Below are 12,631 nucleotides of genomic sequence, written 5' to 3' on the forward strand. Positions count from 1 at the left end.
TTGGTGAGACGACGTCAGAAGGCTGCGTTGTAGATGAGGCCCGCGAGGGCGCCGCCGATCAGCGGTCCGGCCACGGGAACCCAGGCGTAGCTCCAGTCGGACGTTCCCTTGTTGGGGATCGGCAGGAAGGTGTGCACGATGCGCGGACCGAGGTCGCGCGCCGGGTTGATGGCGTAGCCCGTGGGGCCACCGAGGGAGAGGCCGATGCCGACGACCAGGAAGGCCACGATCAGCGTCTGCGTGCCGGATTCGCCGAGTCCCTCGGTGAGCCCGAAGGCCAGGATGGGCAGCACCAGGGCGACGGTCGCGATGACCTCGGTGATGATGTTGGCGACGGGGTTCCGGATCTCCGGGATGGTGGAGAAGATGCCGAGCGTCGGCGTCGGTTCGTGCGCGCTGGTCACCTTGTCCTTGACGCTTCGCGTGACGTTGGCGTTGAACTGCGCGAGGTACACGAGATAGGCGAGGACGGCGCCGAGCATCGCGCCCACCATCTGCCCGAGGACGTAGACCCAGGTCTTGTCCCACTCGCCGGTGTCGATCGCGATGCCGAGCGTGACGGCCGGATTGAGGTGACCGCCGGAGAGCGGGCCCGCGGTGTACGCGCCGGCGAGCACGCCGAAGCCCCATCCGAAGGCGATGACGACCCACCCGGAGGCCTTCGCCTTCGAATGGCTGAGCGTGACGGCGGCGCACACGCCGGCGCCGAGAAGAATCAGGATCGCGGTGCCGATGACCTCACCGACGAAGATGTCCCCGTTCGAGTACATGGCGGCTCCTAGGCCCTGGTCCGGGGCGGTGCGCCCCGGTCCTCCGTGCAGGGTGCGTTCTCACGGCCGCTGCCTGGATACGCCCGGCTGACGCAGCCGGCGGCAGAGGTCTCCCGAACCCCGCCCGGCGTCCATGGCGAGCGTGCCGTCGCAGTCGAATCGCCCATGGGGGATGACCCGGTGAACAGGCCCTTTGTGCAGACCCTTCGCGCGCGCAGACGCTCTGAACGCGTGGAGCCGAAGTGCGGCGACGCCGACTGACACCCGGAAGTGTTCACCGATGGTGATGGAGCGTCAAGGTCGCGGACGGCAACGGTTAACCGGCGCGTGGGCTTCCTCAACAGCGCCCGTGGTGAGCGACCGGCAGACCCCGCGGACGGCCTCAGAGCACCGCAAGGATCGGCAGGCTCAGGCCACCGCGACGACCGGCGAACTGAGGAGCCACCGCGACGACCGACCAGTCAGCGCACCGCCACCACCGACCCGTCAGCGCACCGCCACCACCGACGACCCGTGTCCGAACAACCCCTGGTTCGCGGTCACTCCCACGCGCGCCCCCTCGACCTGCCGCGCCCCGGCGGCCCCGCGCAGCTGCCAGGTCACTTCGCAGACCTGGGCGATGGCCTGGGCGGGCACCGCCTCCCCGAAGGAGGCGAGTCCTCCGCTGGTGTTCACGGGCACGCGCCCACCCGGCGCCGTCACCCCGTCGCGCAACAGCTTGGCGCCCTCGCCCTCGCCGCACAGCCCCAGGTCCTCGTACCACTGCAGTTCCAGGGCGGTCGACAGGTCGTAGACCTCCGCCAGCGATATGTCCTCGGGGCCTATGCCCGCTTCTTCGTACGCGGCCCGGGCGATGGACGCGCGGAACGTCCCGTCGGCGGGGCTCACGACCGCCGCCGAGTCCGTGGCGATGTCCGGCAGGTCGAGCACCGTCGTCGGATACGTCGGCGTGACCGTGGACACCGCGCGGATGCGCACCGGATCCGCCGCCCCGTGCCGCCGCGCGAACTGCATGCTGGACAGCACCAGGGCCGCGGCGCCGTCCGAGGTGGCGCAGATGTCGAGCAGTCGCAGCGGGTCGGCCACGACGGCGGAGGCGGCGACCTCCTCGGCGGTGACGGCCTTGCGGTAGCGCGCGTTCTCATTGAGCGCGCCCGCTGCCGCGTTCTTCACCTTGACCTGCGCGAAGTCCTCCAGGGTGTCGCCGTGCACGGCCATCCGACGGCGTGCGTACAGGCCGAAGTAGGCGGGGTTCGTCGCCCCGAGAACCCGGAACCGCAGCCAGTCGGGATCGTCCGGCCGGTCCCCGCCGGCGGGCCGGAAGAACCCCTTGGGGGCCGCGTCGGCGCCGACCACCAGCACCACGTCGGCCAAGCCCGCCAGGATCTGCGTACGCGCCGCGTTGATGGCCTGGGCGCCGGACGCGCACGCCGCGTACACACTCGCCACGCGCGCGCCCTGCCAACCGAGCGCCTTGGCGAACGTTGCCCCCGCCACGTAACCGGGATAGCCGCCGCGCACCGTGTCCGCCCCGACGACGGAACCCACGTCCCGCCAGTCGACGCCGGCGTCCGCGAGCGCCGCGCGCGCCGCCGCCACTCCGTACTCGACGAAGCCGCGCCCCCATTTGCCCCAGGGATGCATGCCCGCGCCGAGCACCGCCACCTCTCCGGTCATGCGCCCACCCCCACGGGCCGCCAGTGCCAGGTCGTCCACGTCGTCCCGTCGTCCTCGTTCAGCACCCCGGGGACGACCTCGACCTCCATGCCGACCTCCAGGTCGGCGACGGAGACCCCGGGAACCGACTGCCCGAGCACCACCATGCGCTCGGCCGCCAGCTCCACAGCGATCAACGTGTAGGGCTGCCAGGGAAGTTCCGGGTCGGAGACGTAGGGCGCGGGCGGCCGGTAGCGGCCGTCGGTGTACGACCACACGCGCCCGCGCCGCGACAGCGGCACCTCGGCCAGCTCCCCGCTCCCGCAGCCGGGGTTGCGGCAGAAGCCGTCCTCGCGAGGGAAGAAGACGCAGGCACAGGCAGAGCAACGCGTGCCCAGAAGGCGGAAGTCCTCGCCCTCCCCGGCGAACCAGTTGGCCACTACGGGTGTGCGCGTACGCGACAAGGCTCCTCCAGGCACTGGATCTGACGGAACGTCAGAAGTGTGCCACGGGGTGTCCGTCGGCGCTACGTCCCCCGCAGCGACCTCCGCGAGACGGGGAAGTCGAAGTAGGTGTCGGGGAACGGCTCCGGCTTGTACGTGAAGTGCCACCACTCTTCAGGGAGGTTGACGAAGCCCTGCTTGCCCAGGGTGTTCCGCAGCAGATCGCGGTTGGCCCGCTGCTTCCCCTTGATGCGCGGATCGTCCGTGTGCGACAGCGTGTCGAAGCAGTCGAACCCCGTCCCCATGTCCACCGAGTTGTCGGGGAAGCGCTCGCTCCGCGGACCGAAGCAGGGCGTCAGGGGCTCTCCAGGGACGTACGGGCGGGTCGGCAGGGCAGGCAGTCTTACCACCGTCAGATCCACCGTCGAACCACGGCTGTGCCCGGACTTCTTGGCGATGTAACCGTCCGCGAACAGCCGCGACTTGTCGACATGGGGATAGAACTCCGCCTTCATGCGCTCGTCGGAGAGATCCTCGGCCCAGCGCACGAAGTGGTCGACGGCTCGCTGCGGCCGGTAACAGTCGTACACCTTCAGGGAGTAGCCCTTGCGCAGGAGAGTGCGCTGCGCCTTGTGGAGTGCCTTCGCAGCCGGCTCGGTGAGGATGCACATCGGCTTCCGATAGCCGTCGATGGGCTCCCCGACGAAGTTGTGCGGGGTGAAGTAGCGCATCTCCTGGATGATCGTCGGGTCGACGTCGCGCAGCGCGACGAACTCCTCCGGAGCCTTCGGTTCAGGCTTGGCCTGCGCGGGCGAAGGAGCGGCTGCCACGGCCAGCAGAGCGGCGGCGCCGACGGCGAGATTCCGCAGAGCGGGGACAATTCCTGTCATGCCCCTGCGTCTATCAGGGTCTCCGCCACCCGCGAAAGACCGACGCATCGGGGATCGGATACAGTCCGCGGCGTGTCCGCATCCCCACACACCACCAACTCCGTTCCGGGCTCCCACTGTTCGAGCTGTGGAGCGTCCTACGAAGACCAGCCCTCCGGCTGGCCCCGCACCTGTGCCGCCTGCGGCACAGTGGCCTACCGCAACCCGCTGCCCGTGGCGGTCGCCGTCCAGCCCGCGTACGACACACAGGGCACCGGCCTGGTCGTCGTGACCCGCACCATCGCCCCCGCGCTCGGCGGCCTCGCCCTGCCCGGCGGCTACATCGACGACAGGGAGGACTGGCGCGACGCGGTCGTGCGCGAGCTGAAGGAAGAGACCGGCATCGGCGCGGAGAGCCGCGACGTCCGCCTGGCCGACGCCATGAGCGCCCCCGACGGATACCTCCTGCTCTTCGGCCTCCTCCCCGCACGACCCGTCTCCGACCTGCCGGCGCCCGCGCCGACCGACGAGACCGAGGGCTGGGACCTGCTGCGCCGCCCCGGCGAGCTCGCCTTCCCGCTGCACACGCTGGCGGCACGCGCGTGGTTCGAGGGCCGCTACTGACCAGGAGCTCCCGGCCCGCAGCCGCCGCCCACTCCCGTCACACACTGCCCCTCAGCCATCGAGTCCCCGTACCCGCACCGGACGCCCCGGTGCGGGCCCGTCCTCGCCCCCGTCCCGCTCGACGACCACCCGCCCCGCGCTCCACCGCGTCGTGAACCGCTCCAGCTCCGCCTCCGCCCAGCCGTCACCCGCGTCCACCACCACGACACCACCACCGGTACGCCCCTCGGCAGGCGCCCAGACCTCCAGCTCCAAGTCGCCGTCGGCGCCGCGCACGGGCACCACCGTGCCCGCGCGCGCGAACACCGGCACGCGCGCCAACGGAGCGTCCACCAGCACCTTCCCTGGCCCCTCGTACGCCCTGCCCGTCGCCGTGTCGTACCAGCGCCCCGCCGGCAACCGCACCGACCGCCGCAACGCACCGCACTCCAGCACCGGCGCCACCAGCAGGGAATCCCCGAGCAGGAACGCGTCCTCACAGTCCCGCAACGCCCGGTCCTCGGGGTTCCCCCACCACAGGGGCCGCACATAGGGAGCCCCCGTACGCCGCGCGAGATGGGCGAGCGTCACGAAGTACGGCAACAGCCGCCTGCGCTCGACGAGCACCTCGCGCGCGTGCCCCAGCACTTCCTCACCGAACTCCCACGGTTCACGCCGCCCGGCCCCGATCGCCGCGTGCGTACGGAACAGCGGCAGATAGGCCCCCAACTGGAACCACCGCAGATACAGCTCCGGCGACGGACTGCCGCCAAAACCACCCACGTCAGGCCCCGAGTACGGCACACCGCACAACCCGAGCCCCAGCACCAACGCCAACGAAGCCCGCAACCCCGGCCAGTCCGAGGACACGTCTCCGGACCACGTCCCTCCGTAGCGCTGCATCCCCGCCCAGCCGGAACGCGAGAACAAGAAGGGCCGCTCCTCGGGATGCAGCACACGCAGCGCCTCGTACCCGGCACGGGCCATCCCCAAGCCGTACACGTTGTGGGCCTCCCTGTGGTCACCACCACGCCCCTCCAGGGAGTGCCGCGCCGACCGGGGCAGCGTCGTCTCACCGAACGCCGCGAACGACACCGGCTCGTTCATGTCGTGCCAGAAGCCCGCGAAGCCCTGCTCCAGACGCTCTTCGTAGAGCGTGCCCCACCACTCACGCGCGCGCGGGTCGGTGAAATCCGGATACACCGCCTCTCCGGGCCACACGACACCGCGCACCGGCCGCCCCGCGACATCCCGCACGAACACATCGGCCGCCACCCCGCTGTCGTACACCTCGACACCCCGCTCGGACTTCACCGCGGGATCGATGATCGAGACGAGCCGGATCCCGTCCCTGCGCAACTCCTCGGCGAACTGCGGCAGCTTGGGAAAGCGCTCCTTGTCGACGGTGAAGACCTGGTGGGCTTCGTAGTGGTCGATGTCCAGATGGACGGCGTCCAACGGCAGCCCGCGCTCCTGATACCCGGCGACGATCCGCCGCACCTCCTGCTCACTGCCGAAACCCCACCGCGCGTGATGGTGTCCCAGCGCCCACGAGGGCGGCAGCGCGGGCGGGCCGGTGAGCGACGCCCACGCGTGCATCACGCGCGCGGGCGTACCGACCATCACCCAGCACCGCAGCGGCCCGCCACTCATCCGCACCTCGCACGCACCGGCCCGGTCATGACCGGACCCGTCACCCTCCACCCCCTCGCGCACCGAGACATCGCCCTCCCACGTGTTGTCGTGGAAGACCAGATGCGTGGCGGCATCCGCCACCACCATCTGCACCGGCATGGTGATGTACAGCGGATCGTCACCCGGCCCGAAGGAGCCGCCCGGGTCGGTGTTCCACAGCCGGTACGTCCCGTTCCGTAGCCGTGGCCCGCCGGACCGCCCGCCCAGACCGAAGAACCGCGCGTCCGCCGCCACCTCCGACCGCTGCACCCAGCGCGCCGCACCCCCCTCGGCCGGCTCCCACCAGCGCGGCGGGAGATCACGCCGCAGCATCACACCACCCGGCGTGCGCAGCTCCACCGCACCGTGCCGCGAGACGACGACCGTCGCCCGCTCCGACACGACCCGCCAGCCGCCCTCCTTGTCGGGCTCGAGCACGGCCCGCGGGTCCGGCTCGGGGCTCCCGCACGACAACGCGTACGACGGCTCGGGCTCCGCCCCGTCCCAGCCCAGGAAGACCGCTCCGCCGACCGTCACCCGCACCCGCAGCTCGGAGCGGGCGAACCGCACCACACCACCGCCCGGCTCCGGCTCCATCCCCGTCACGGCCCCCGGCACCCGCGCACGCTCCGCACCCCGGGGCGCCAGCCCCGTCGCGTCCGCCCGCCACCTGCGCCACGAGGAGCGCACCGTGCGCAACCCCCGCGCCGTGCCGACCATGCCGACCGCCTTCACCGAACGCACCAGGTCACGACCGTTCATGCTGCTCACCCTGCCACCGAAGAAGCCGTGTGCGGGCCGCGTTCAACTGCCGTTCACCTGGGGCTACGCCACATGTCCGACGGGGCGCCCTTGTGCGGCAGACCCTGGTGCGGAAGTCGATCACGTGGCATCGTCCCTTGCAGCCGTGTTCACGCGCACACCCAGCACGTGCGCACCCCACACGCATACGACGCGTACAGTCCGGGAGCCGCCCCATGACGTCCTCAGCGAACCCTGTGCCGCTCTGGCAGCCGAGCCCCGAGAGGATCGCCGAAGCGCAGGTCACCCAGTTCCAGGCCTGGGCGGCCGAGCACTACGGAGCCCCCGCCGAGGGGGGTTACGAAGCGCTGCACCGCTGGTCGGTGACCGAGCTCGAGACGTTCTGGAAAGCCGTCACCGACTGGTTCGACGTCCGCTTCACCACCCCCTACGCGCGCGTGCTGGGCGACCGCGCCATGCCCGGCGCCGAGTGGTTCCCCGGAGCGACCCTCAACTACGCCGAGCACGCACTCCGCGCCGCCGAGGACCCCACGCGCGCGGACACCCCCGCCCTCCTCCACGTCGACGAGAGCCACGACCCCCAGCCCGTCACCTGGGCCGAGCTCCGCCGCCAAGTCGGCTCCCTCACCGCGGAACTGCGCAATCTGGGTGTACGCCCCGGAGACCGCGTCAGCGGCTACCTGCCGAACATCCCGCAGGCCGTCGTCGCCCTCCTGGCCACCGCCGCCGTCGGCGCCGTCTGGACCTCCTGCGCCCCCGACTTCGGCGCCCGCAGCGTCCTCGACCGCTTCCAGCAGGTCGAACCGGTCGTCCTCTTCACCGTCGACGGCTACCGCTACGGCGGCAAGGAGCACGACCGCCGTGACACCGTCGCCGAACTCCGCGCCGAACTGCCCAGCCTCCGCGCCGTCGTCCACATCCCGCTGCTCGGCACCGAAGCCCCCGACGGCGCCCTGGAATGGTCCGCCCTCACCTCGGGGGACACGGCACCCACCTTCGAACAGGTGCCCTTCGACCACCCCCTGTGGGTGCTCTACTCCTCCGGTACCACCGGCCTGCCCAAGGCGATCGTCCAGTCCCAGGGCGGCATCCTCGTCGAACACCTCAAGCAGCTCGGCCTCCACTGCGACCTCGGCCCCGACGACCGCTTCTTCTGGTACACATCGACCGGCTGGATGATGTGGAACTTCCTCGTCTCCGGTCTCCTCACGGGCACCACGATCGTCCTGTACGACGGCAGCCCCGGCCACCCCGACACCGGAGCCCAGTGGCGCATCGCCGAGCGCACCGGAGCCACCCTCTTCGGCACCTCCGCCGCATACGTCATGGCCTGCCGCAAGGCCGACGTCCACCCCGCCAGGGACTTCGACCTCTCCCGCGTCACCTGCGTCGCCACCACCGGCTCCCCGCTGCCCCCCGACGGCTTCCGCTGGCTGCACGACGAATTCGCCGACACCCCGGGCGGCCTGTGGATGGCATCGGTCAGCGGCGGCACGGACGTCTGCTCCTGTTTCGCAGGCGCCGTCCCCACCCTCCCCGTCCACATCGGAGAGCTCCAGGCGCCCTGCCTCGGCACGGACCTGCAGTCCTGGGACCCCCAGGGCAAACCACTCACCGACGAGGTCGGCGAACTCGTCGTCACCAACCCCATGCCGTCCATGCCCATCCACTTCTGGAACGACCCGGACGGCACCCGCTACCACGACAGCTACTTCGACACGTACCCCGGCGTCTGGCGCCACGGCGACTGGATCACCCTCACCTCACGCGGCTCGGTCGTCATCCACGGCCGCTCCGACTCCACACTCAACCGCCAGGGCGTCCGCATGGGGTCGGCCGACATCTACGAAGCCGTCGAGCGGCTCCCGGAAATCCGCGAATCCCTCGTCATCGGCGTCGAACAGCCCGACGGCGGCTACTGGATGCCCCTCTTCGTCCACCTCGCCGAAGGCGCCACCCTCGACGACGCCCTGCGCGACCGCATCAAGCGGACCATCCGCGAGCAGCTCTCACCCCGCCACGTCCCGGACGAGGTCATCGAGGTCCCCGCCGTCCCGCACACCCTCACCGGCAAGCGCATCGAGGTCCCGGTCAAACGCCTCCTCCAGGGGACACCTCTGGACAAGGCGGTCAATCCCGGCTCCGTCGACCGCGTCGAACTCCTCGACTTCTACGCCGACCTGGCGCGCAAGCGCGCCTGACGAAAGCGCCTTCCCGCAGCTCAGCGGCCGTTGTCAGTGGCCCTCGTTACTGTGAGTGAGCATTGATCGACCGTACGCAGGGGGAAAATCATGGCGCACACCCGACACGACACGATGCGACGCGCACTGCGCCGCGAAGTCGCTGGAACCATCGGCCTGCTGGCCGACGAGACGGACTTCGCGGCCATGCGCCGCTACCGCACCTTCACCTTCGACGACCACGAGACCTACCTCCAGCAGGTCGAAGCCCTCCTCAAAACCCTCGCGGCCCAGGGCAGCCACACCACCATCGCGCTCTTCGACCCACAGGAGTACGAGGAGTACTGCGCGGAGACCGGCCGCGACCCGGACACCCCGGACAGCCGCACCCGTTTCACCGCCGAACTGGCCGCAGGCGGCCCCACCGTTCCGTACGAGGGCCAGCCCCTCGCCGACCTCGTCCCCGACCTCGTCGACGAGGCGGTCCGCCGGGCCACCTGGGAGTACGCGACAGTGCAGCTCGCCCGCGCCGGCACCTGCGCCACCTGCGGCGAGGACATCGGACGAGCCGCCTTCGCCCGAGCCTCCGAACTGATCACGCGGGCCCTCGACACCTCCCGCCCCGGCACCCGGCACCTCGTGTGCAGCGTCCCCGCCCACCCCGAAACCCTCCTCGCCGCACTGCACATCGAGGTCGAGGCCGACGGCCGCGCCCTGCTCGACGACCAAGAGGCCCTGGAGTTCGCCACCGTCCTGGCCGTCGGCATCGCCACCCACCGCGCCGTCGGCATGGTGCTGCGCTCCAGCGCCGAAGGCACCCGCGACCGCGTCCAGGGCTGGCGCATGCACGGCGGCCGCCTCCAGCCCCTCAACGCGGCCGAGGTCTTCGACGCGTACTGCACCGACGCCATCTCGGGGGAACTGGTCTCCCCGGAATCCGGCGTCGACTACTGCGCCGCCCCCGACCTCGAACCGGACGCTCCCGAAGGGGGACACACGCACTGAACGCCCGAGGGGCGCCCCACCGACCGGTGGAGCGCCCCTCGGGGTCGCGATCAGAATGCCGCAAGCGGGCTACTCGCCCGACAGCACCGCCTGCGCGGCCTTGCGAGCCTCTTCGGCACTGTCCGCGGCCCGCGCCGCCGACGCGGCACGCTCGCACTGCGCCAGCGTGTACTTGGCGAGCGTCGCACGCACGTAAGGAATGGACGCCGCACCCATCGACAGAGAGGTGACACCCAGACCGGTCAGCACACACGCGAGCAGCGGGTCCGAAGCGGCCTCGCCGCACACGCCACAGCTCTTGCCCTCGGCACTCGCCGCCTCGGCGGACATCGCCACCAGGTCGAGCAGCGCGGGCTGCCACGGGTCCTGCAGCCGGGACACCGCACCGACCTGCCGGTCAGCGGCGAAGGCGTACTGAGCGAGGTCGTTGGTGCCCAGCGACAGGAACTCGACCTCCTGCAGGATCGAGCGCGCCCGCAGGGCGGCCGACGGAATCTCGACCATCGCGCCGAACTTCGCCTGCAGCCCCGCCTCACGGCACGCGTCCGCGAAGGCCTTGGCGTCGGTGCGGTCCGCCACCATCGGGGCCATGACCTCGAGGTAGACGGGCAGCCCCTCGGCGGCCTTGGCGAGCGCCGTCAGCTGCGTCCGCAGCACCTCGGGGTGGTCGAGCAGCGTCCGCAGCCCTCGCACACCGAGCGCGGGGTTCGGCTCGTCGCCGGGCGTCAGGAAGTCGAGCGGCTTGTCGGCGCCCGCGTCCAGCACACGCACGACGACCCGGCCCTCGGGGAACGCCTCGAGCACCTTGCGGTACGCCTCGACCTGCTTCTCCTCGGACGGCGCCTTCGTGCTGTCGTCCAGGAACAGGAACTCGGTACGGAACAGACCGACGCCCTCGGCCCCCGCCTCGACCGCGGCCGGCACGTCGGCGGGACCGCCGACATTGGCGAGGAGCGGCACCTTGTGCCCGTCGGACGTCGCACCCGGACCGGTCGACGCGGCCAGCGCGGCCTTGCGCTCGGCGGCGGCGGCCGACAGCTGCGCCCGCTTCTCCTCGCTCGGGTCCACGAAGATCTCACCGGTGCTGCCGTCCACGGCGACGACCGTGCCCTCGGCGAGCTCACCGGCGCCGGGCAGCGCCACGACGGCCGGCACGCCGAGCGCCCGCGCCAGGATCGCGCTGTGGCTCGTGGGACCGCCCTCTTCCGTGACGAAGCCGAGCACCAGAGCCGGGTCGAGCAGCGCGGTGTCCGCGGGCGCCAGGTCACGCGCGATCAGCACGTACGGCTGGTCGCTGTCCGGAACGCCCGGCATCGGAACGCCGAGCAGACGCGCGACGATACGATTCCGCACGTCGTCGAGGTCCGCCACGCGACCGGCCATGTACTCACCGGCGCCGGCCAGCAGTTCGCGGTAGTGGGAGAACGCGTCGTAGACGGCACGCTCGGCCGTACTGCCGACGGTGATGCGCCGGTCGACGTCGGACATGAGCTCCGGGTCCTGGGCGATCATGGCCTGCGCCTCGAGCACCGCCTGGGCCTCGCCGCCCGCCAGATTGCCGCGCGCATTCAGGTCGGCCGCCACAGCTTCCACGGCCTGGCGAGCGCGCCCCTGTTCGCGCTCCGCCTCCTCCGCGGGAATCTGCTTGGCCGGCGGCTCGAGCACAGCCGTACCCATGTGCCGAACCTCGCCGATCGCCACACCGTGGCTGACACCGACGCCTCGCAGCGTTGTCTCCATTTCACCCGTCTCCGGTAGTGCGACGGGCCCAGCCGTCGCGGTGGTTGTCGTGCCTGCCGTCAGTGACGGCGATGACGTCACTTCCAGCTGAAGAGCGCGTCGCCGGCCTTCACGTCGCCGGCCTCGACGAGGTCGGCGAGGGACTCGGCCGTGGCCTCGAGCGCCACGATCGGGCACACCGGGGACTTGCCGGCCGCCTCGACGGCGGACGGGTTCCAGCGGACCACGGCCTGACCGCGCTGCACGGTGTCGCCCTTGTTGACGAGCAGCTCGAAGCCCTCACCATTGAGCTGGACAGTGTCGATGCCCAGGTGCGTCAGCACGCCGTGACCCTGGTCGTCGACCACCACGAACGCGTGGGGGTGGAGAGAGACGACGATGCCGTCCACGGGAGAGACGGCCTCGGAAGGCTCACGCACGGGATCGATAGCCGTGCCAGGCCCGACCATCGCGCCTGAGAACACGGGATCCGGTACAGCAGAGAGCCCAATGGCGCGTCCTGCAAGCGGGGACGAAACGCTGGTCATGGCAAGCCTCCCAGGGGGTGGAGATTCATAGCCGTCGTCACTACCTGTCCGGGACGACGCGCTGTTCAGAAGGGTAAGTCATAAGAAGTCCCGGTTCCGCATGAGTGGTCCCGGTTGACGGACGTAGAGGCAGCGCACGAACGATTTGCGCCCGGCCCGATGCCCGATGTACAGTCGTACTCCTGCCTGAGGTCGTGGGACGCAAGCGTCCGGCCCCGGCGGCATCCTTCACATCAGATCCTATCCCTGGGATCGGTTCCGCATGTTCGCGGTGACCGTGGTCAGAGAGACGAATGAGACCTGATAAAGTCGGAACCGCCGGAAAGGGAAACGCGAAAGCCGAAAGGCCGGAGCGGGAACCGGAAAGGCACCGAGGAAATCGGACACGAAAGAGTCTGATAG

General features: G+C 70.9%; 10 protein-coding genes. 3 read left to right on the forward strand and 7 right to left on the reverse strand.

What is annotated here, in order from left to right; all coding sequences use genetic code 11:
• Window positions 1-14 precede the first annotated feature (14 nt).
• From ACZ7LU_RS28300 to ACZ7LU_RS28315, 4 genes are all read right to left on the reverse strand, one after another.
• A complete protein-coding gene (locus ACZ7LU_RS28300) occupies window positions 15-770 on the reverse strand; it encodes an MIP/aquaporin family protein (protein ID WP_398312423.1) in 756 nt (251 codons plus the stop codon).
• Window positions 771-1,256: 486 nt separating this feature from the next.
• Window positions 1,257-2,447, reverse strand: coding sequence for a lipid-transfer protein (locus tag ACZ7LU_RS28305; protein WP_471918352.1), 1,191 nt, complete (start codon window positions 2,445-2,447; stop codon window positions 1,257-1,259).
• Window positions 2,444-2,890 carry a Zn-ribbon domain-containing OB-fold protein gene (locus tag ACZ7LU_RS28310; protein WP_468316818.1) on the reverse strand — a complete coding sequence of 149 codons (447 nt, stop codon included), beginning with the start codon at window positions 2,888-2,890 and terminating at the stop codon, window positions 2,444-2,446. The genes ACZ7LU_RS28305 and ACZ7LU_RS28310 overlap by 4 nt, the downstream gene beginning before the upstream one ends.
• A 62-nt stretch (window positions 2,891-2,952) precedes the next feature.
• A complete protein-coding gene (locus tag ACZ7LU_RS28315) occupies window positions 2,953-3,759 on the reverse strand; it encodes a M15 family metallopeptidase (protein WP_471918353.1) in 807 nt (268 codons plus the stop codon).
• A 72-nt stretch (window positions 3,760-3,831) separates the two neighbouring features.
• Between ACZ7LU_RS28315 and ACZ7LU_RS28320 the strand changes: the two genes are divergently transcribed.
• Window positions 3,832-4,362 (forward strand): NUDIX domain-containing protein, encoded by a 531-nt coding sequence (locus tag ACZ7LU_RS28320; protein ID WP_471918354.1) that lies wholly within the window; start codon window positions 3,832-3,834, stop codon window positions 4,360-4,362.
• A gap of 51 nt (window positions 4,363-4,413) precedes the next feature.
• On the opposite strand, the gene ACZ7LU_RS28325 is transcribed toward ACZ7LU_RS28320, so the two are convergent.
• Complete coding sequence (locus ACZ7LU_RS28325; RefSeq protein ID WP_471918355.1) at window positions 4,414-6,777, reverse strand: glycoside hydrolase family 31 protein; 2,364 nt, start codon at window positions 6,775-6,777, stop codon at window positions 4,414-4,416.
• Between the two features lie 215 nt (window positions 6,778-6,992).
• Here ACZ7LU_RS28325 and ACZ7LU_RS28330 point away from each other — a divergent pair, with 215 nt between their 5' ends.
• Together ACZ7LU_RS28330 and ACZ7LU_RS28335 are read left to right on the forward strand one after the other, a co-directional pair.
• Complete coding sequence (locus ACZ7LU_RS28330; protein ID WP_471918356.1) at window positions 6,993-8,978, forward strand: acetoacetate--CoA ligase; 1,986 nt, start codon at window positions 6,993-6,995, stop codon at window positions 8,976-8,978.
• A 90-nt stretch (window positions 8,979-9,068) separates the two neighbouring features.
• Complete coding sequence (locus ACZ7LU_RS28335; protein ID WP_471918357.1) at window positions 9,069-9,962, forward strand: hypothetical protein; 894 nt, start codon at window positions 9,069-9,071, stop codon at window positions 9,960-9,962.
• A gap of 69 nt (window positions 9,963-10,031) precedes the next feature.
• Here ACZ7LU_RS28335 and ptsP read toward each other — a convergent pair whose 3' ends face one another.
• Both ptsP and ACZ7LU_RS28345 read right to left on the reverse strand, forming a co-directional pair.
• Window positions 10,032-11,702: a phosphoenolpyruvate--protein phosphotransferase gene (gene ptsP, locus ACZ7LU_RS28340; protein WP_468092715.1), complete on the reverse strand. Its 1,671-nt coding sequence runs from the start codon at window positions 11,700-11,702 to the stop codon at window positions 10,032-10,034.
• A gap of 77 nt (window positions 11,703-11,779) precedes the next feature.
• Window positions 11,780-12,229 (reverse strand): PTS glucose transporter subunit IIA, encoded by a 450-nt coding sequence (locus ACZ7LU_RS28345; RefSeq protein WP_398312449.1) that lies wholly within the window; start codon window positions 12,227-12,229, stop codon window positions 11,780-11,782.
• Window positions 12,230-12,631 lie beyond the last annotated feature (402 nt).

It is taken from the genome of Streptomyces sp. NPDC039462, from assembly GCF_055639375.1.

What these genes read in the sequence shown, in the direction of transcription:
- ptsP (WP_468092715.1), bottom strand. Translation starts at nt 11,702, where the DNA reads ATGGAGACAACGCTGCGAGGCGTCGGTGTCAGCCACGGTGTGGCGATC.
- ACZ7LU_RS28330 (WP_471918356.1), top strand. Translation starts at nt 6,993, where the DNA reads ATGACGTCCTCAGCGAACCCTGTGCCGCTCTGGCAGCCGAGCCCCGAG.
- ACZ7LU_RS28325 (WP_471918355.1), bottom strand. Translation starts at nt 6,777, where the DNA reads ATGAACGGTCGTGACCTGGTGCGTTCGGTGAAGGCGGTCGGCATGGTC.
- ACZ7LU_RS28345 (WP_398312449.1), bottom strand. Translation starts at nt 12,229, where the DNA reads ATGACCAGCGTTTCGTCCCCGCTTGCAGGACGCGCCATTGGGCTCTCT.
- ACZ7LU_RS28305 (WP_471918352.1), bottom strand. Translation starts at nt 2,447, where the DNA reads ATGACCGGAGAGGTGGCGGTGCTCGGCGCGGGCATGCATCCCTGGGGC.
- ACZ7LU_RS28335 (WP_471918357.1), top strand. Translation starts at nt 9,069, where the DNA reads ATGGCGCACACCCGACACGACACGATGCGACGCGCACTGCGCCGCGAA.
- ACZ7LU_RS28315 (WP_471918353.1), bottom strand. Translation starts at nt 3,759, where the DNA reads ATGACAGGAATTGTCCCCGCTCTGCGGAATCTCGCCGTCGGCGCCGCC.
- ACZ7LU_RS28300 (WP_398312423.1), bottom strand. Translation starts at nt 770, where the DNA reads ATGTACTCGAACGGGGACATCTTCGTCGGTGAGGTCATCGGCACCGCG.